This is a genomic window from Pseudarthrobacter sp. CCNWLW217 (genome assembly GCF_037203985.1).
GTDB lineage: Bacteria > Actinomycetota > Actinomycetes > Actinomycetales > Micrococcaceae > Arthrobacter.
Genome location: NZ_JBBCBT010000001.1, coordinates 83,203 through 101,871, shown reverse-complemented (window position 1 = coordinate 101,871; position 18,669 = coordinate 83,203). Strand labels below are relative to the sequence as shown.

At 64.3% G+C, this 18,669-nt stretch carries 15 protein-coding genes and 1 tRNA gene; 14 read left to right on the top strand and 2 right to left on the bottom strand.

The window, feature by feature from the left end; all coding sequences use genetic code 11:
- Nucleotides 1-3: 3 nt before the first annotated feature.
- The gene (locus V9L18_RS00460; protein WP_337345208.1) at nt 4-1,005 is read right to left on the bottom strand and encodes a Bug family tripartite tricarboxylate transporter substrate binding protein; all 1,002 of its coding nucleotides are present in this window, start codon (nt 1,003-1,005) and stop codon (nt 4-6) included.
- A gap of 142 nt (nt 1,006-1,147) precedes the next feature.
- On the opposite strand from V9L18_RS00460, the gene V9L18_RS00455 reads away from it, so the two are divergent.
- The 8 genes from V9L18_RS00455 (at nt 1,148) to V9L18_RS00420 (ending at nt 10,572) form a co-directional block, all read left to right on the top strand.
- Complete coding sequence (locus tag V9L18_RS00455) at nt 1,148-2,035, top strand: LysR family transcriptional regulator (protein ID WP_337345207.1); 888 nt, start codon at nt 1,148-1,150, stop codon at nt 2,033-2,035.
- A 148-nt stretch (nt 2,036-2,183) separates the two neighbouring features.
- The gene (gene kdgD / locus V9L18_RS00450) at nt 2,184-3,098 is read left to right on the top strand and encodes a 5-dehydro-4-deoxyglucarate dehydratase (RefSeq protein ID WP_337345206.1); all 915 of its coding nucleotides are present in this window, start codon (nt 2,184-2,186) and stop codon (nt 3,096-3,098) included.
- 41 nt (nt 3,099-3,139) lie between these two features.
- On the top strand, nt 3,140-4,747 hold the full coding sequence (locus tag V9L18_RS00445; RefSeq protein ID WP_337345205.1) for an aldehyde dehydrogenase (NADP(+)): 1,608 nt from the start codon (nt 3,140-3,142) through the stop codon (nt 4,745-4,747).
- On the top strand, nt 4,744-6,072 hold the full coding sequence (locus tag V9L18_RS00440; protein WP_337345204.1) for an enolase C-terminal domain-like protein: 1,329 nt from the start codon (nt 4,744-4,746) through the stop codon (nt 6,070-6,072). Before V9L18_RS00445 ends, V9L18_RS00440 begins: the two co-directional genes overlap by 4 nt.
- 96 nt (nt 6,073-6,168) lie before the next feature.
- Nucleotides 6,169-7,086, top strand: a complete 918-nt coding sequence (locus tag V9L18_RS00435) for an AEC family transporter (RefSeq protein ID WP_337345203.1) — start codon at nt 6,169-6,171, stop codon at nt 7,084-7,086.
- A 95-nt stretch (nt 7,087-7,181) separates the two neighbouring features.
- On the top strand, nt 7,182-8,309 hold the full coding sequence (locus V9L18_RS00430) for an L-talarate/galactarate dehydratase (RefSeq protein WP_337345202.1): 1,128 nt from the start codon (nt 7,182-7,184) through the stop codon (nt 8,307-8,309).
- A gap of 10 nt (nt 8,310-8,319) precedes the next feature.
- Nucleotides 8,320-9,024 carry a FadR/GntR family transcriptional regulator gene (locus V9L18_RS00425; protein ID WP_337345201.1) on the top strand — a complete coding sequence of 235 codons (705 nt, stop codon included), beginning with the start codon at nt 8,320-8,322 and terminating at the stop codon, nt 9,022-9,024.
- Between the two features lie 174 nt (nt 9,025-9,198).
- A complete protein-coding gene (locus tag V9L18_RS00420) occupies nt 9,199-10,572 on the top strand; it encodes an MFS transporter (RefSeq protein WP_337345200.1) in 1,374 nt (457 codons plus the stop codon).
- 150 nt (nt 10,573-10,722) lie between these two features.
- Here V9L18_RS00420 and V9L18_RS00415 read toward each other — a convergent pair.
- Nucleotides 10,723-10,805: transfer RNA gene (locus tag V9L18_RS00415), tRNA-Leu, on the bottom strand.
- 375 nt (nt 10,806-11,180) lie between these two features.
- Here V9L18_RS00415 and V9L18_RS00410 point away from each other — a divergent pair.
- The 6 genes from V9L18_RS00410 to V9L18_RS00385 are packed head-to-tail and all read left to right on the top strand — an operon-like array spanning nt 11,181 to nt 18,669.
- Nucleotides 11,181-11,924 (top strand): DUF3662 and FHA domain-containing protein, encoded by a 744-nt coding sequence (locus V9L18_RS00410; RefSeq protein WP_337345199.1) that lies wholly within the window; start codon nt 11,181-11,183, stop codon nt 11,922-11,924.
- Nucleotides 11,921-12,403 carry an FHA domain-containing protein FhaB/FipA gene (locus V9L18_RS00405; protein WP_337345198.1) on the top strand — a complete coding sequence of 161 codons (483 nt, stop codon included), beginning with the start codon at nt 11,921-11,923 and terminating at the stop codon, nt 12,401-12,403. Before V9L18_RS00410 ends, V9L18_RS00405 begins: the two co-directional genes overlap by 4 nt.
- A gap of 2 nt (nt 12,404-12,405) precedes the next feature.
- Nucleotides 12,406-14,133, top strand: a complete 1,728-nt coding sequence (locus V9L18_RS00400) for a PP2C family protein-serine/threonine phosphatase (RefSeq protein WP_337345197.1) — start codon at nt 12,406-12,408, stop codon at nt 14,131-14,133.
- On the top strand, nt 14,130-15,527 hold the full coding sequence (locus V9L18_RS00395) for an FtsW/RodA/SpoVE family cell cycle protein (RefSeq protein ID WP_337345196.1): 1,398 nt from the start codon (nt 14,130-14,132) through the stop codon (nt 15,525-15,527). Before V9L18_RS00400 ends, V9L18_RS00395 begins: the two co-directional genes overlap by 4 nt.
- Nucleotides 15,524-16,978 (top strand): peptidoglycan D,D-transpeptidase FtsI family protein, encoded by a 1,455-nt coding sequence (locus tag V9L18_RS00390; protein WP_337345195.1) that lies wholly within the window; start codon nt 15,524-15,526, stop codon nt 16,976-16,978. The genes V9L18_RS00395 and V9L18_RS00390 overlap by 4 nt, the downstream gene beginning before the upstream one ends.
- Nucleotides 16,975-18,669, top strand: coding sequence for a protein kinase domain-containing protein (locus tag V9L18_RS00385; protein ID WP_337345194.1), 1,695 nt, complete (start codon nt 16,975-16,977; stop codon nt 18,667-18,669). Before V9L18_RS00390 ends, V9L18_RS00385 begins: the two co-directional genes overlap by 4 nt.

The window sequence follows — 18,669 nt, the reverse complement described above, 5'->3', positions numbered from 1 at the left end:
GAATCACTTAGTTCCGCTGAGGCTGATGTCGTACTTCTCCACCAGTTCCTTGTACTTAGTTGCGTATCCCTTCCAGTCGGCGACTACTTCCTCACCGGAAATCTCCTTCGGGGTCAGCATGTTCTTCTTGTTGAACTCCTTGTAGGCATCCGACTTGAAGGTCTCCTGGAAGGCCGCGAGCAGTTTCTCCTTGACGTCCGCGGGCGTGCCCTTGGGGGCGGCGACGGCGCGATACTGGGCTACCGGTACGTCGTAGCCGGCTTCCTTGGCAGTGGGGGTGTCCGGCAGGAAGCTGTTGCGTTCCTCCGAGAAGACGAGGAGCGGTGCCACCTTTCCGGCTTCGATCTGCGGCATCGCTTCGCCGAGTTGGATAGTGGCGAGCTCCACCTGGTTGCCAAGCACAGCCGTCAGGGCCGGTTTGCCGCTGTCGAAGGGGATATCCGTACCCTTCACGTCCGCCTGCTTGAAGAGAACGGTCTGGGCAAGCTGGCTTCCGGTGCCAACGCCCGTGGTGCCAAAGGTGACGTTGCGGCCGGCGCCGGATACGTCGTCGAACGTCTTAAACCCGGACTGGGTGCTTGCAACCAGCACGTAATCGTCCTGCGACAAGCCGGCGATGATGTCCAGGTCGTCGATGTTCACGGCTTCGTCCGGGGTGACGGCCAACGGAGTGATGGTGATCAGGGATGCTGTGAGGAGGACCAGTTCCTGTCCATCGGCGGGCTTGCCTGCCACTTCCTTGGTGGCGAGGGCGCCGTTGGCACCGGGCTTATTCACAACGGGCATCGGCTGGCCCAGGGTCTTGGAGGCGCCTTCGGCAAGGGCGCGGGCGATCAGGTCCGTGCTGCCACCTGCAGCCTGGCCTACCGAGAGGTTGACGGGCCCGGAGGGGTACTTGGCGGAGTCTGTTGCGCCGCCGGCGACATTGCCGCAGGCCGTCAGCGCCAGCAGCGTCACGGCAGAGGCCGCACCGAGAATTGTGCGGCGGGTGGGGAAGTGCATCATTGGAACTCCTTGAGGAAATCTCCGGAACGGGGGTCCGGCATGTGATGTGAACCGAATCACTGGCTCGCTGTGACGACTATAGGGAGCCGCTATGATGCCTGTCTAAGCCCTAAAATGCATCGGGTGATACCGGAAAGGCATCATGTTTACTTTTGACCAACTGGCCGGATTCATTGCCGTCGCGGAGGAACTCCACTTCGGACGCGCCGCGGAAAGACTGAACATGACCCAGCCTCCGCTGAGCCGCCAGATCCAGAAATTGGAGAAAAGCATCGGCACGGAACTGCTGGAACGCGACAACCGGAAGGTGCAACTCACTCCCGCCGGCATCGCCTTCCTGGACGAAGCCAAGCGCCTTATGGCACTGGCCAACCGGGCGCCGATTACCGCACGCAGGATCGCCACGGGGCGCGCAGGCGTCTTGCGCGTCGGGTTTACCGCGGCCAGCGGGTTCAGCATCCTGGGACCGTTGCTGGAAGAAATCGCCGCGATCCTTCCAGAGGTGGACATCGATCTCCAGGAACTCGTCACGGGTGAGCAGATCCAGGGGCTGCTGACGGGAGAGCTGGACATGGGCCTGGCCCGGCCGCCGTTCGACCGCGAAGTCTTTGATTCACACCTGCTCTACCGCGAGTCCATGATGCTGGCCGTCCCGGCCGGGCACCGGTTGACGGAGCTTTCCCGGCCCGTGGAGGATGCAGACCTCCGGGACGAACCCCTGATCATGCATTCACCCACCCAGGCCGCCTATTTCTACGACCTGGTGATACGCATGCATGACATCCAGCACGGGAATGTCCTCCACACCGTGAGCCAGATCCTGACCATGGTCTCCCTCGTGGCAGCACGGCGGGGGGTGGCTTTTGTGCCACACTCGGCCACGCTGCTCGCCATCAAGGGAGTCGAATTCCTGCCCCTCGCCGGGCCCAGCAGCGAGGACCCGGTGGAGCTGCACGCCATCTGGAACCGTAAAGTCGCCAACCCGGCACTCCGGCGCCTCCTCCAGGACCTAGAATTCCGGACAGAGTAGCGCGGGGATCCGGCAAACCGATCGACGATACATTTTGGGTATCAATCAATACGAAAAGGCACTTAGACAGGCATCAGTCACCCTGCCTACTCTTGACACGAACCAACACCCCTTAGCCGGCAGCGGCATTCACACAGAGGACAACATCGTGGCAAAGTACACCCCGCAGGAACTGGCAGACACCCTCAAGGAAGGCCTGCTGTCCTTCCCGGTGACGTCGTTTGATGCCCAACTGCGGTTCGATGAGGAAAACTACCGCAAGCACCTTGCCTGGCAGGCGAGTTTCCCTGTGGCTGGCCTCTTCGCAGCGGGCGGCACCGGCGAAGGGTTCTCCCTGACGCCGTCGGAATCGGAGCGCGTGGTCCGCACCGCCGTTGAAGAGGTAGGTGGCCAGGTTCCCGTGCTCGCATCCGCTGGCGGTTCCACCGCCCAAGCCATCGAGAACGCCAAGGCTGCCGAGGCAGCGGGCGCCGATGGCCTCCTGCTCCTCCCGCCGTACCTCACCGAGGCTGACCAGGGCGGCCTGATTGACCACGTCAGCGCCATCTGCGGCGCAACGTCGCTGGGTGTGATCATCTACAACCGAGCCAACGCCATCTACAAAGACACCACCGTGGCCACCCTCGCGGACCGCCACGAGAACCTGATCGGCTTCAAGGATGGCGTGGGCGACCTTGAACACGATGCCCGGGTTTACGCCAAGCTCGGCGACCGCCTCTTCTACCTCGGCGGCCTGCCCACGGCAGAAACCTTCGCGCTCCCGCTGCTCCAACTGGGCATGAGCACTTACTCTTCCGCCATGTACAACTTCGTTCCGCAGTTTGCCCTGGACTTCTACCAGGACGTCCGTAATAACAACCGCGCGGCCGTGAACAAGAAGCTCAATGACTTCGTGATCCCATACCTGGACATCCGCGACCGAGTGAAGGGATACTCCGTCTCCATCGTCAAGGGTGGCCTGGACGCCATTGGCCGCTCGGCCGGCGGTGTCCGCCCGCCACTGCAGAACCTGGCTCCGCAGGACTTCGCGGACCTGAAAGCCCTCATCGCCACCGTCTCCTGATCAACCGTCTCCTGAACACCTTCTCCTGAGGAGTAACCACAGTGACACTCACCGGACATTCCCTGATTGCCGGCCAGCCCGTCGTCGGCGCCGGCAAGACAACCTTTGGCTTCAACCCCGCCACCAACGAGGCACTCGAACCGGCCTACACGCTGATCACCGAAGAGCAGCTGACGACGGCGACCTCCGCCGCGGCGGCGGCCTACCCGTCCTTCAGCACCCTGGACCCGGAGACGCACGCCGCGTTCCTGGACGCAATCGCGGACAACATCGAGGCCATTGGCGAGGAACTCATCACCCGCGCCGGCCAGGAAACCGGCCTGCCCGCCGCGCGGCTGAGCGGCGAACGCGCACGCACCACTGGCCAGCTCCGGCTCTTCGCCACTGTGGTCCGCCAGGGCGACTTCCGCGGCGTCCGCATTGACCCGGCCATCCCGGACCGCACGCCCCTGCCCCGGGCCGACATCCGCCAGCGCCAGATCCCGCTCGGCCCGGTAGCCGTCTTCGGCGCGAGCAACTTCCCGCTCGCATTCTCGACGGCGGGAGGCGACACCGCATCCGCCCTCGCAGCCGGCTGCCCGGTCGTCTTCAAGGCCCACAACGCCCACCCCGGCACCAGCGAACTCGTCGGCCAGGCCATCGCCAAAGCTGTTGCCGACGCCGGCCTGCACCCGGGCGTGTTCTCCCTGATCTACGGCCCCGGATCCAGCATCGGCCAGGCCCTCGTGGCCGACCCCGCGATCAAGGCGGTCGGCTTCACCGGCTCCCAGTCAGCCGGCATCGCGCTGATGCGCACCGCCGCAGCCCGGCCCGAACCGATCCCCGTCTACGCCGAAATGTCCTCGCTGAACCCGGTCTTCGTCTTCGACGGCGCCCTCAGCGGCACCGCGGAACAAATTGACGCGCTGGCACAGCAGTACGTCACTGCCGTCACCGGCAGCTCAGGCCAGCTCTGCACCTCCCCCGGACTCCTGTTCGCGCCCGAAGGTGAGCTCGGTGACAAACTGGCTGCCGCCGTCGGCCGCGCGATCTCCGCCTGCGCCGGCCAAACGATGCTCACCGAAGGCATCGCCGGATCCTGGAATGCCGGCGCCGAAGCCCTCGGTTCCGCGAACGGTGTCACCGTCGTCGGGCAGGGCACAAAGGGTCCCACCGAAAACGCGCCCGCCCCCACCATCTTCGGCACCCACATCGGCGAGTTCGTCTCCAACCACGTGCTGCACGCCGAGATCTTCGGCGCCGCGTCCCTGGTGATCCGATACTCCTCCACCGAGGAACTCATTGAGGCCATCGGCCGGCTCGAAGGCCAGCTCACCGCCTCCCTGCAACTCACGGAAGAGGACTACCCGACGGCGGCACGCCTGCTTCCAGCCCTCGAGCAGAAAGTGGGACGCATCATCGTCAACGGCTGGCCCACCGGCGTCGAAGTAGGCCATGCCATGGTCCACGGCGGCCCCTTCCCGGCAACCTCGGACACCCGCACCACCTCAGTAGGCACCCTCGCGATCAACCGCTTCCTCCGCCCGGTCTCCTACCAGAACCTCCCGCAGGAACTCCTCCCCGCAGCCCTGCAGGACACCAACCCCTGGCACCTGAACCGCCGTATCGACGGCACCGTGGTTGCGGCAGATGCAGAGGTCAACGCATGAGCACCCAGCCAACCATCGCAAGGATTGAAGTGGTCCCGGTGGCCGGCCACGACAGCATGCTGATGAACCTCAGCGGCGCCCACGGACCGTTCTTTACCCGCAACGTGGTCATCGTTACCGATTCGGAGGGCCGGACCGGCCTCGGCGAGGTTCCCGGCGGCGAGAAGATCAAGGGCACCATCGAGGAAGCCGGGACGCTCATCACCGGCCAACCGGTGGCCCGCTACCGGTCCTTGCTACGGGAGATTGCGGCAGAGTTCGCCCACCGTGATGCCGGGGGCCGCGGCCTGCAGACCTTTGACCTGCGGACCACCGTGCACGCCGTCACCGCCGTCGAATCCGCCCTGCTGGACCTTCACGGCCAGTTCCTCGGCATCCCCGTCGCTGAACTGCTCGGCGACGGCCAGCAGCGCGCCTCTGTGCCGATGCTCGGATACCTCTTCTTTATAGGAGACACCGCCCGGACTGACCTTCCGTATCTCGTGGAGGAGGCGCCGTCGGATCGCTGGGAGAAGCTGCGCCGTCAGGAGGCCATGACGCCGGAGGCTGTTGTTGCCCTTGCCGAAGCCGCCCAGGAGCGCTACGGCTTCAGCGACTTCAAGCTCAAGGGCGGCGTACTCTCCGGCGACGACGAAGTGGATGTGGTCACCGCCCTCGCCAAGCGCTTCCCCGAGGCGCGCGTGACCCTTGATCCGAACGGGGGCTGGCTCCTGGAAGACGCCATCCGCCTCGGCAAGCGGATGCAGGGTGTCGTTGCGTATGCGGAGGATCCGTGCGGAGCCGAGGGACGCTTCTCCGGCCGCGAGGTCATGGCTGAATTCCGGCGTGCCACCGGCCTGAAGACCGCTACCAACATGATCGCCACGGACTGGCGGGAGATGTCGCACGCCATCCGCAGCAACGCCGTCGACATCCCGCTCGCGGACCCGCACTTCTGGACCATGTCCGGTTCCGTCCGCGTGGCGCAACTGTGCAACGAGTTTGGCCTGACCTGGGGATCGCACTCGAACAACCACTTCGATATTTCACTGGCAATGTTCACGCACACCGGTGCAGCTGCCCCGGGCGAAATCACCGCACTGGACACGCACTGGATCTGGCAGGACGGGCAGGGACTGACCAAAAACCCGCTGCAGATCCGCGACGGCGCCATCGAGGTTCCGGACGCCCCGGGCCTGGGCATCGAGCTGGACCGCGAGGCCCTGGACAAGGCGCACGAGCTGTACCTGCAGCACGGGCTCGATGCCCGCGACGACAGCATCGGCATGCAGTACTACATCGAAGGCTGGTCCTTCGACCCGAAGCGCCCCTGCCTGGTGCGGTAGGACGTTTCAACCACCAAGCTTCCGCACGGCCGGCCCTCTTTTCGCAACAGGAGGCGGCCGTGCGGAATCACCTCAGTTAAATAGAAGGGCGCACTCTTGGGTGGCGTTGTCTCCGGAATACTGATCGTCTCCGCTGTCATTGCCGTAGGCTATTTCGCCGCCCGGCTGCGGATCCTGGGGCCGGAAGTCCAGGGCGCGCTGACCCGGACGGCCTTTTACATCACCAATCCGGCCTTGCTGTTTACCGTTGTGGCCGGAAGCGACATCCGCGCTGCCTTGGGAACAGATGCCCCGCTCGCGTTGCTCTCAGCAACGATAGTGGGGCTTCTCTATTGGCTGGCGAGTTTCCTGTTCTTCCGGCGTCCGGTGGCGGAGACCGCCGTCGGGGCCATGGCGAGCAGCTATGCGAATGCCAACAATATCGGCATTCCGGTGTCCCTCTATGCAGTGGGGACTGCGCAGCATGTGGCCCCCGTGCTCCTGGTCCAGCTCCTGGTTCTGGCGCCGTTCTACCTCACTGTCCTGGGGCTTGCCTCAGGCTCCAAGGTCTCGTGGAAAAAGGTGCTGTTACAGCCGTTCGCGAGTCCCATGATCATCGCCTCCGGACTGGGTGTCGTCGTCGCCCTCAGCGGCTGGACCGCACCGGACCTGCTCCAGAAGCCCATCGACATGCTGGCCGGAGGTGCCGTGCCCATGGTGCTGCTGGCCTTCGGCCTCTCCCTTGCGGGCCGCGCTCCACTGCAGAAGGGCGATGGCCGGGTAGAAACCCTCGTGGCAACGTTCCTGAAGATCGCCGGGATGCCACTCGTTGTGTGGGCCTTGGGCCGCTTTGTCTTTGGACTGGACGGCCAGCACCTGCTTGCAAGCGTGATCATGGCCGCGCTGCCCACGGCCCAGAACGTGTTCCTCTTCGCCTCCCCTTATGGCCGCGGAATGAGCGTGGCCCGGGATGTCATCCTGTGCACCACGGTATTGAGCGTTGGCGCGCTGCTGGTTGTCGCCTGGCTGGTGTAGCTGCCACCCGTCGGCCACTTGTAATACAAGTTTTATACTTGTATTCTAAGTAGGCGGGCAATGCAGCCCTGACAGCCAGCTTTCGAGGAGCACCAATGAGTACCGTCGACCTCATCCGCCATGTAAAACTCTCCACTGCAAGACTTCCGCTCGCTGTCCCGATCAGTGATGCCAAAGTCTTCACCGGGCGCCAGAAGCCCATGACGGAGGTCGTCTTCCTCTTCGCCGAGATCACCACGGAGCAGGGCCACAGCGGCATCGGCTTCAGCTACTCCAAGCGCGCCGGCGGCCCCGCCCAGTACGCCCACGCCAAGGAGGTCGCCGAAGGCATCATTGGCGAGGACCCCAACGACATCGGCAAGCTCTACACCAAGCTCCTCTGGGCCGGCGCCTCCGTGGGCCGCTCGGGCGTCGCCACCCAAGCGTTGGCCGCCATCGACATCGCCCTCTACGACCTCAAGGCCAAGCGCGCTGGACTTCCGCTGGCGAAGCTGTTGGGCTCCTACCGCGACTCCGTCCAGACCTACAACACCTCGGGCGGCTTCCTCAACGCCTCCCTGGAAGAGGTCAAGGCCCGTGCCACGCAGTCCCTCGACGAGGGCATCGGCGGCATCAAGATCAAAGTGGGCCTGCCCGACAGCAAGGAAGACCTGCGCCGGGTTGCCGGCATCCGCGAGCACATCGGCTGGGACGTCCCGCTCATGGTGGACGCCAACCAGCAGTGGGACCGCGCCACCGCTCTGCGCCTGGGCCGCCAGCTGGAGGAATTCAACCTTGTCTGGATCGAAGAACCGCTGGACGCCTACGATTTCGAGGGCCACGCCCACCTGGCCAATGTGCTGGATACCCCCATCGCCACCGGTGAGATGTTGGCCTCCGTTGCTGAGCACAAGGGCCTGATCAACGCCAACGGCTGCGACATCATCCAGCCGGATGCACCCCGCGTCGGCGGTATCACCCAGTTCCTGCGCCTCGCCGCCCTCGCCGATGAACGCGGGCTAGGGCTGGCCCCGCACTTCGCCATGGAGATCCACCTGCACCTGGCCGCCGCCTACCCCCGCGAGCCGTGGGTGGAGCACTTCGACTGGCTAGACCCGCTCTTCAACGAACGCCTCGAAACCAAGAACGGCCGTATGATCGTCCCGGACCGCCCGGGCCTCGGCGTGACCCTGAGTGACCAGGCCCGGGCCTGGACCACCGAGACCGTGGAGTTCGGCGCGTAACCTTGAACGCATGAGCCGGAACCTGACCGCGGACCTCGCCGCCGACCTTCGCACCCGCATTGTGGACGGCGTCATCCAGCCCGGCGACAAGCTTCCCAGCGAGAACGCGCTGATGGGCGAATTCGGCGTCAGCCGCACCGTGGTGCGCTCGGCCTTGACCCATCTCCAGGCTGAAGGTCTCGTGGAAACCGAACGCGGGCGGGGCAGCTTCGCGCTGACCCCGCCCGACGACGGCCCTCTTCCAGTCCCCGGCAGCCGACCGGTAGCCAGCGTGGAGGACCGCCTCCATCTGCTCGAATTCCGAATGGGTGTGGAGGCTGAAGCCGCCGCTTTGGCCGCCCGGAACCATACCGAACGCCAACTCCGGGCCATCAATGCCGCCCTGGAACAGTTCACCGCCAGCCCGGACCACCCCGGCCATGCAATGAAGTTCGACTTCGAGTTCCACCGGGCCATCGCTGCCGCCTCCGGAAACCCGTTCTACTCGGACTGCCTGGCGGCCTTGGGCCAGACCATGATCGCGATGCCGCGCACCCGGCTGATGACCGGCGTCGAACACTACGCGCGTGACCACTTTGACCAAGTGATCCACGAGCACCGGTCCATCGCCGCAGCCATCGCTGACGGAGATGAAACCGCCGCCGCCGCCGCGATGCGCAGCCATCTGGCAAATTCCCGACGCCGGTTTAAGGCTTCCGTACGTCCGTCTCCGTGAGCGCAAATGGAGTCCACCTGTTGTGATGCCCTCAGGGCATCAAACAATGCGATATGTGCCTTGGACGCGCATCGAATTCCCTGAATACAGTGGACCAAGTCGCTGTGTTTCATACCACAGGAGTTGAACGGGTCCCCTGACGGGCCCGCACCGCAATACCTAAGGAATTTCCCTATGCAGTCTGTAGACACCGCTGTCACGGATGTGGCCCTGGCCACGAAGAAGTTTTTCAAGCGGGTCCTGCCCATCATGCTTGTCATGCTCGTGTGCAACCAGCTGAACCGGTCCAACATCGGTTACACCCACGAACACCTCGAAGCGGACGTGGGCATTGGCGCCGCCGCCTATGGTTTCGGGGCAGGACTCTTCTTCATCGCCTATGCGATCTTCGAACTCCCCAGCAACGTCATGATGGAGAAGTACGGCGCCAAGGTGTGGCTGGCCCGGATCATGGTCAGCTGGGGCATTGTCTCCTTTCTGATGGCGTTCGTGCAGAACGAAATGATGTTCTATGTGTTGCGGTTCCTGCTGGGGGCCGCCGAAGCCGGCTTCTTCCCGGCAGTAATCTTCTACTTCGCCCGGTGGGTACCGGCCGGCCAGCGCGGCAAGGCGACCGCCATCTTCATCGCGGGCTCCTCCATCGCCGCAGCACTGTCCGGGCCCATCGCCGGCATGCTGCTGAGCCTTCACGACGTCCTGGGAATCCGCGGCTGGCAGTGGCTGTTCGGCTTCGAGGGCCTGCTCTCCGTGGTGGTGGGCATCATCGTATTCTTCCTGTTGGACGCCAAGATCCAGGACGCCAAGTGGCTCTCGGTCGGCGAAAAGTCCGCCCTGGCCAACGCCATCGCTGACGAGGACGCCCAGCACGCCAGCACTTCCGGGGCGAAGATCAACCGCTGGAAGATGCTGCTCAACCCGCAGATCCTGCTGCTTTGCGGCATCTACTTCTCCGTGCAGCTCTCCATCTACGCCAACACTTTTTGGCTGCCCACCATCGTCAAACAGATTCCCGGAACAACGGACCTGAGTGTTGGCTTCCTGTCCTCTATACCGTGGGTGTGCGCCGTCTTCGCGATGTATTTCGCCGCCAAGTGGCAGGACAAGGCCAGGTCCAAAAAGCCGCTGCTGGTCGCCGCGCTGCTGGTCGCCGCCGTCGGAACGCTGGCCGCCGCGATCGCCAGCCCGGTCCTGGCCCTCGTGTTCCTGGCCATCGCCGCCATGGGCTTCAAGAGCGCGTCGCCCCTGTTCTGGACCATCCCGCAGTCTGGGCTGCACCCTCTGGTCCTTGCTCCCGCCATCGCGATCATTAACTCGCTGGGCAACCTGGGTGGTTTTGTAGCCCCGTTTGGGTTCGGCATCATCAAGGAGACCACGGGCAGTGTTGTGCCCGGCCTGTTCGCACTTGCCGCAGCCTCCACCCTGGCGGCCGGACTCGTCTACTTCCTCAAGGAACGCCGCACCCCGGCCTCGCCTGGGAAGGCACCTGAGCAGGAGTCCCGCAAGGCAACCTCCGGCGAAGAGGTTATGGAGCCGGCCACCGCCCGCTAGAAACCTGTCCTTCGGCTTATCCCCGCCCCGCGGTCCAATCCCCCACGCGATTCCAGGGGAAATGACCGTGAGGCGGGGATAAGTCGTCGCGCTGCCGTTCTCTGGACGCAAAAGAGCCCCGGTCCTAAGACCGGGGCTCTTTTATTTGCGTGCGCGAGGGGGGATTTGAACCCCCACGCCCTTTCGGACACTGGCACCTGAAGCCAGCGCGTCTGCCGTTCCGCCACTCGCGCGCAACTTCTTTTCCATGAATTGCGACCGGTTTCCCGGTTCCGCACCATGTAAAAGCAGCGAGATCAAGCATAACGGACATCGGCGGCAAAACACCAATTGAGGTCGGCAGCCTGGCCTACGCGGCCGATCCAGGCATGTATTAAGGCCACGGGAGCCACCGGTAATGAACCCTTTCTGACCGCGCGCAGATCGCCCGAAACGAACTTTTCCGCAGGCCGGGCCGTCGTGGATTAAGGTCATTCACAGGCCTGCCCAGTAGTATCTGATGTAGTAGTGCCTGCCGTCGGCGGGCCTGCCGATACGCAGTGATCTGTGTTGCTGGTTGAGTTCCGGAACGAAAACTGCCCCGCAGTCGGGGGGAAAGGAGGAGGACCATGGGTTTGCTGGACAAGGTCGAGCGCGGCATCGAAAAGGCCGTTCGCGGTGTCTTCTCCACTGGTTCCCGGGCGCAGGTCGAGCCAGTTGAGATCGCCAGCCGGCTTCGCCGCGAGGTGGACCACAAGGCGATCACCATTGCCGCCGGCCGGACCCTCGCCCCCAACGTTTTCGACGTCCTGCTCAGCGAGGACGATTTCAAGCGGGCGCAGGAATGGGGCACTCCGCTGGCTGAGGAACTGTGCGACGTCGTCATCAACCATGTCCGCAGTCAGGGCTACACGCTCCAGGGCTCCGTGCGGATCTCATTCCGCCGCTTCGAAGAGCTGCGGGCCGGCGATTTCGAGATCAAGTCCTCCACCGAAAAATCAAGCGGGGCACCAGCCAGCCCAGCGCCCCGGCCTAATCTCCCGGCCGCCCCCAGCCGCCAGCCCACCCGCCTGCAGCCAGTCCTGGACATCGATGGCCAGCGCTACTCGCTCAATGCCCCTTCGATCATCCTGGGCCGGTCCTCCGAGGCCGACATCCTGGTTGACGACACCGGCGTGTCCCGCCGCCACCTCGAGATCCGCACGGCGAACGGGGTTACCAGCGCCGTGGACATGGGTTCCACCAACGGCAGCTATGTTAACGGGCACAAGGTCGCAGGCAGCACCGAACTTACCGACGGCTCCACCATCACGATGGGACGGACAAAGATCATCTTCCGCTTGCTCCCCGCCACCTCTGGTGGCCGCCCATGAGCGAACTGACCATTACCGCCCTCCGCTTCGGCTTCCTGCTCCTGCTCTGGGTGCTGATTTTCAGTATCGTGTCGGCAATGCGCCGGGACCTGATGGTGGGCCGCAAGGCCGCCGTTGGAACTCCCACTGCCCGCCAGGTCCGGAAGAACCCTGAACTGGCCGATGCCCCGCCGCAGCCCGTGAAGCAGCAGGCACACCAGCTCGTGGTCACCGAAGGACCCCTCAAAGGCACCACCATCCCCCTGGCGGCCAGTCCCATCCTCCTCGGCCGGGCCCAGGAAGCCACCTTGGTGCTTGAAGACGACTACGCCTCCGGCCGTCACGCCCGGCTCTTCCCGCAGGGCAGTAGATGGTTCATAGAGGACCTGGGCTCCACCAACGGCACGTATCTGGCGGACCAGCAACTTACCCGCGCCCTGCCCGTTGAGCCTGGCGTACCTGTGAGGATCGGCAAGACGGTCATCGAATTGAGGCCATAGCCATGGCCGATCCAGAAATTCCCGCAGACGAGGCACAGCCCGCGCAGCGGCCCCTCATCATGCGTTATGCAGCCCGCTCGGACGTGGGCCGCATCCGCGCCAAGAATGACGACTCCGCCTACGTGGGCCGCCACCTTGCGGTCGTCGCCGATGGCATGGGTGGCCACGCCGGCGGTGACGTTGCCTCCGCCGCTACCGTCCTGGACATGCTGCACCTGGATCACGGGGATTACGACGGCGACGCCGGCACCGTGCTTGCGGATGAAATCCAAACAGCCAATTCCCTCCTGTCCGAGCTGGTCCACATCAATCCCAAGCTCGCCGGCATGGGAACCACCGTCACCGCCCTGCTCCTTGCCGAAGGCAAACTGCACTTCGCCCATATCGGGGACTCCCGCGCCTACCGCCTTCGCGACGGCGTTTTCGAGCAGGTGAGCGTCGACCACACGTTTGTGCAGCGGCTCATCGATGAGGGCCGGCTCCGGCCCGAGGAAGCCGAGACGCATCCGCACAAAAACGTCCTGATGCGCGTTCTCGGCGACGTCGACGCCAGCCCGGAACTCGACCTCGACACCTTGGACGTCAAGCCCGGGGAACGCTGGCTTCTCTGCTCGGACGGCCTCAACTACGTTGCCGGGCACGTAGTGGAACGGACGGTCCGGGAGACGAAGGACCTCCGCGAATGCGTCGAGACCCTCGTTAACCTGACGCTGGAAGCCGGCTCACCTGACAACGTCACGGTGGTGATGGTGGAAATAGCGGAGGAAACGCGCGACGACGTCAGTACCGCCGCCGTCGAAATCATCCCTCCCGCGTCAGTCACCGCAGTCGTCACACCCAGCGGGCCCGCCGGTCCGGCTGCACAGCAGCCACCTGCTGCCGGGGACGTGGCCGAGCCCAAACCGGCCGAAGCGCTCCCCTCAGGGAAATCTGACGAAGAAAAGCCTGATGCAGGAAGGGTCGACGCCGAAAACCCGGACGAAGCCAAAGCTGATGCGGGGCAGTCCGGCAAGGGCGAAAGCGCCGATTCCACAGACCCGCACCTCGGCGAACATCTCTCCGCCGAAGTCCTCCGGGAGGAACTGGCTTCCCGCCCGCACGAACTTGTGGGCGCCGCAGCCGCAGCGGCAGAGTCCGGCTCCATTCCCACTATCGCCGGCCGTACGGTGGCCCGACGCGCGGCCACGGTGCTGACGCACAAAGCCGACCAGCAGTCCGTCGATGCAGATGAATCCTTCCTTCAGCCGAGGCCTCGCCGCTGGGTCACATGGTCCATCGCGGCCTCGGTCCTGGTGGTCCTCACAGTCGGGCTCTGGCTCGGCTACGCGTGGACACAGACGCGCTACTACATCGGCGAATACGATTCCCGGGTCGCCATTTACAACGGAGTCTCCCAGCGCCTCGGCCCTATCCAGCTCTCCAGCCTTGAAGCCGTGACGGAAATCCGGATGGACTCGCTGCCGCCGTTCTCGCAGCAGCGAGTCCGCCAGACCGTCCCGGCGCGGGACCTTTACGACGCCCAGCGGATCGTTAAGAACCTTGAGCGGACGGGCACTACCTCCCCGGCTGACGAATGCCCGTCGCCGACTACCGGCGCCACAACGACCCCGCCCGCACCGGCACCCACAGAAACGGCAGCGCCCGCACCCTCTCCGTCGGATCCGGCAGCAGCGCCGGCTCCCACGTCGCCCTCACCAAGTCCTACCGTCACCTGCGAGGGCACCCCATGAGCCAGCTAAGTACTATCCCCAAACCCAGGCGGAACGTCGAACTGCTGTTGTTGTTGCTTGCCCTGTCGGTGGGAATCGGCGCCAACATGTTGGTCGGTGTGGATCAGGAAAAGGCGTTTGATACCGATTTCTGGTTCCAGTCCAGCCTGCTCGCCGCTGCCGCACTGGCGTTCCACGTGGTCCTGCGGATCCGGGCGAAATATGCCGATCCGGTGATACTTCCCCTTGTTGTAGCGTTAAACGGTCTCGGCCTCGCCATGATCCACCGACTGGACGGGCCCGGCGACGACACCGGCAACGACCAGCTCCGCTGGACATTGGTCGCTATGGCCGTGGCGATCGCCGTCATTTGGTTCCTCAAGGACCACCGGGTCCTCCGTCGCTTCACTTATATTTCCCTGGCAGCCAGCGCACTCTTGCTCGTCTTGCCGCTGGTACCGGGAATCACAGCCGGCGAAATCCTGGGCGCCCGTGTGTGGATCAGACTCGGCCCATGGACCTTTCAGCCGGGCGAAATTGCCAAGATTACGCTTGCCATCTTCTTCGCAGGTTACCTTTCGTCAAACAGGGACCTGATCCTGCTGGCGGGGCGGAAGATCGGCCCGCTGCAATTCCCTCGGTTCAAGGACATGGGTCCGATGATCACCGCCTGGCTGGTGAGCATCGGCGTGCTCATCTTCCAGCGGGACCTTGGTTCCTCTGTCCTGTTCTTCGGCCTGTTCATCGTGATGATCTACGTGGCCACCAGCCGGATCAGCTGGGTAGTGATCGGCGTAGCACTCATCCTGGGCGGCGGCTTTGTGGCTTCGAAGGTGTTCTCCCACGTTGGCCTGCGCATTGATGGCTGGCTCAACGCCTTCACCGACGAGGTCTATGGACGGCAGTTCGGCGGCAGCTTCCAGATTGTTGAAGGCCTCTTTGGCATGGCCAACGGTGGCCTCGTAGGGACGGGTCTCGGACAGGGCCGGCCCAATCTCGTGCCCTTTTCCAACAGCGACATGATCATCGCCTCGTTCGGTGAAGAGCTCGGACTCATCGGGCTGTTCGCCATCGTCATGATGTTCCTGCTGCTCTTCACGCGCGGCTTCCGGGCAGCCCTGGGCACCCGCGACGCCTTCGGTAAGCTCCTCGCCTGCGGCCTGTCGTTTGCCATCGCGCTGCAGTGCTTCGTGGTGATAGGCGGCGTCACGCGCCTCATTCCACTCACCGGCCTAACCACGCCCTTCCTGGCCGCAGGCGGTTCCTCGTTGCTCGCCAACTGGATCATCGTGGGCCTGTTGCTCATGATTTCGCACACGGCAAGGGGGCCAGTGGACACCACACCGCTGCCGCCTGCCAAGGGCGCAGAATCCAACGGCATTGACACACCAACCGAGGCGGTGAAGCACCTGTGAACCAGGCAATACGAAACTCATGGGTCGCCGCGATCGCGATGTTCGCACTGATTTTCGGTGCTCTGAGCTACGTGCAAGTGATCGGGGCGGACGACCTCAAGGCCAACGCCTGGAACAAGCGCGCCATCCTGCAGGACTACTGCAATGACCGGGGTGCCATCATTGTGGGCGGCACGCCGATAGCCGAGTCGGTTGAAGGCTCGGAGACGTGCAAGTTCCAGCGCACCTATTCCCAGCCCGAACTCTATGCAGGCATCACCGGCTATTTCTCTCAAAACTATGGAGCCACAGGGCTGGAAATTGCGATGAATGACCAGCTGGCCGGCAGCTCCGACCAGCAGTTCCTGGACCGGATAGGCCAGCTGTTCCTCGGAAACCAGCCCAAGGGCGCATCGGTGGAGCTGACCATCGATCCTCGGATCCAACAGCTCGCCTACGACCTCATTCCGGACGGACAGCGCGGTTCCATTGTGGTGACCAACCCCAAGACCGGTGCCATCCTGGCCATGGTGTCGAAGCCCTCCTACAACCCCAACCTCATCGCCACCCAGGACCCCACTGCTGAGAGCACGAATATCAACGAGCTCGTCAAGGTCCCCGGTATCAACCTGAACCAGTCCGTCAGCGGCCCGACCGGCGAGCTCCTCGCCCCCGGCTCTGTCTTCAAGCTCGTTGACACCGCCGCGGCCCTGAATTCGGGCAAGTACAACAAGGACAGCCAGCTACCCAACCCTGCCGAGATGCCCTTCACCGGCATCTCGTACAAGCTCCCCAACTACGCGGGGGGCAACTGCTACACCAGGGACACGGCTTCCTTCGCCTTCGCCCTGCAGCAGTCATGCAACACGCCTTTCGCCAGCATCGCCCTGGACCTGGGGCGCGACGCCATCGCCGAACAGGCGAAGAAGTTCGGCTTTGGCGAGAGTCTGGGGGACCAGCTGAAACTTGATTACGCTCTGCAGGGCTTCCCCGATAACTTGGACGAACCGGGGCTGGCCCAGTCCGCTATCGGCCAAAAGGACGTCCGGGCAACGCCGCTCCAGATTGCGCTGATGACGGCGGCAATAGCGAACGATGGCGTCCAGATGAGCCCAAGCCTGGTCAAGACCCTTCGCTCACCGGACCTCCGCGTCCTGGAAGAACCCCAGCCGACGCCTCTGCGCACGTCAACCACGCCCGACATCGCCAACCAGATCACCGAATGGATGACCAGTGCGGTGAGCGAGGGCATCGCCCGCGGCGCGGCCGTTCCCGGCGTTCAGGTGGCCGGCAAGACAGGTACGGCGGAATTGGGCAATGGCCTGAACAACTCCTGGTTCACGGGCTTTGCCCCCGCGAACAACCCGCAGGTGGGTGTCACGATCGTCATGGAAGGCGTAGACATCACCACCGGCGCACAGCTAACCAGTCCGAACGCGAAGAAGATTTTTGAGGCGGTGTTGAATAAGTGAGGCCTACAACAGGAATCACCCTCGGCGGCAGATTCCAGCTGACCACGCGGATTGCGATCGGCGGCATGGGAGAGGTTTGGAAAGCCAAGGACCAGGTCCTGGGCCGAATCGTCGCCATTAAGGTGCTCAAGGAGGAATACACCGGCGACCCCGGCTTCCTGCAGAGGTTCCGTGCTGAGGCACGCCACACCGCGCTCCTGAACCACGTGGGCATCGCAAATGTCTTTGACTACGGCGAGGAAGAGGGCTCCGCCTACCTCGTGATGGAACTCGTCCCGGGCCAGCCGCTGAGCAGCATCATCGAGCACGAGCAGGTGCTGTCCCCGGACCGGACCCTGTCCATGATCGCGCAGACCGCCCGGGCTTTGTCCGTCGCCCACGCCCAGGGACTGGTCCACCGCGACATCAAGCCGGGCAACCTGCTGATCACTCCCGACGGCCGGGTCAAGGTCACCGACTTCGGCATTGCCCGCCTGGCCGACCAGGTCCCGCTGACCCAGACCGGGCAGGTAATGGGAACGGCCCAGTACCTCGCCCCGGAGCAGGCAACAGGCCAGACCGCCACTGGTGCCTCGGACATCTATTCGCTCGGAGTGATCGGCTACGAGTGCCTTACCGGGCACCGGCCGTTCTCCGGCGAATCCCAGATCGCCATTGCCCTGGCGCAGGTCAACGATGCCCCGCCGCCGCTGCCCGATACGCTGCCCAAACCGGTCCGTGCCCTCCTGATGTCCATGTTGGCCAAGGATCCCAAGAACCGGCCGGCCAACGCCATCAAGCTGTCCGAGGCCGCCGAGGCTATCCGCAACGGCGACATCAGCGCCGCACACGCCGCCGTCCCCGGAATGCTGTTGTTCGAAGCTGCCACCGGCCCCATCACGGCCCCGGTGAATGTTGCCACCGCGCCCACGGGCATCATCGGCGGGCAGAAGGACAGCTCCACCACGTCCACCTCCGCACTGCCGGTACTGGGGGCCGCTGCCGCAGGTGCGGCAGGCGGTGCCGCAGCAGGCGCTGCTGCTGCCAACGCCGCCGGCACCGGCACTGGAGCCGCCGGTACGCTGTCGCGGGCCGATGCGCTTGCTGCGGAACGCTCCTGGGTCCAGGAAGAAGAGACGTACGACGACGAACCTGCCGACGAGCCCCAGCGGCGGGGCCGGAGCCCTTGGACTTGGCCCCTGATCGCCCTGATCCTGCTGGTGCTCTTCGCGCTGGTCGGTTTCTTCCTGTCCCAGCAAGGCATCCTGTTCCCTCCGAGCAATCCCACCAGCTCCGCGCCCAGCACGACATCCAGCAGCCCAAGTCCGACAACAACGTCCGCATCGCCCACTCCCACCTTGACGACGCCACCGCCAACGCCCACGCCCACCCCGACGCCCGAGACCGTAAACATCATTTCCGCGGCCTACCTGGGCAAGGACTACCGCCAGGTCCAGTCCTCCTTGGAAGCGTTGGGCCTCTCGGTGACCGTCCTTCCGCAGCAGAGTGCTGAGACGGCCGGAACGGTACTGGAAATCAACCCGACCGGAACCGTTCCCAAGGGCACGGCCGTCACCATCATCTACGCCGTACCGCTTCCGACGGCCACTCCGGTTCCAACCACGACGCCGAAGGCCACCGCCAGCGAGACCGCCCTGCCCGACTGCACCACTGGCCAGTTGCCGGGCGTGCCCGCCACCTGCAAGCCGTAG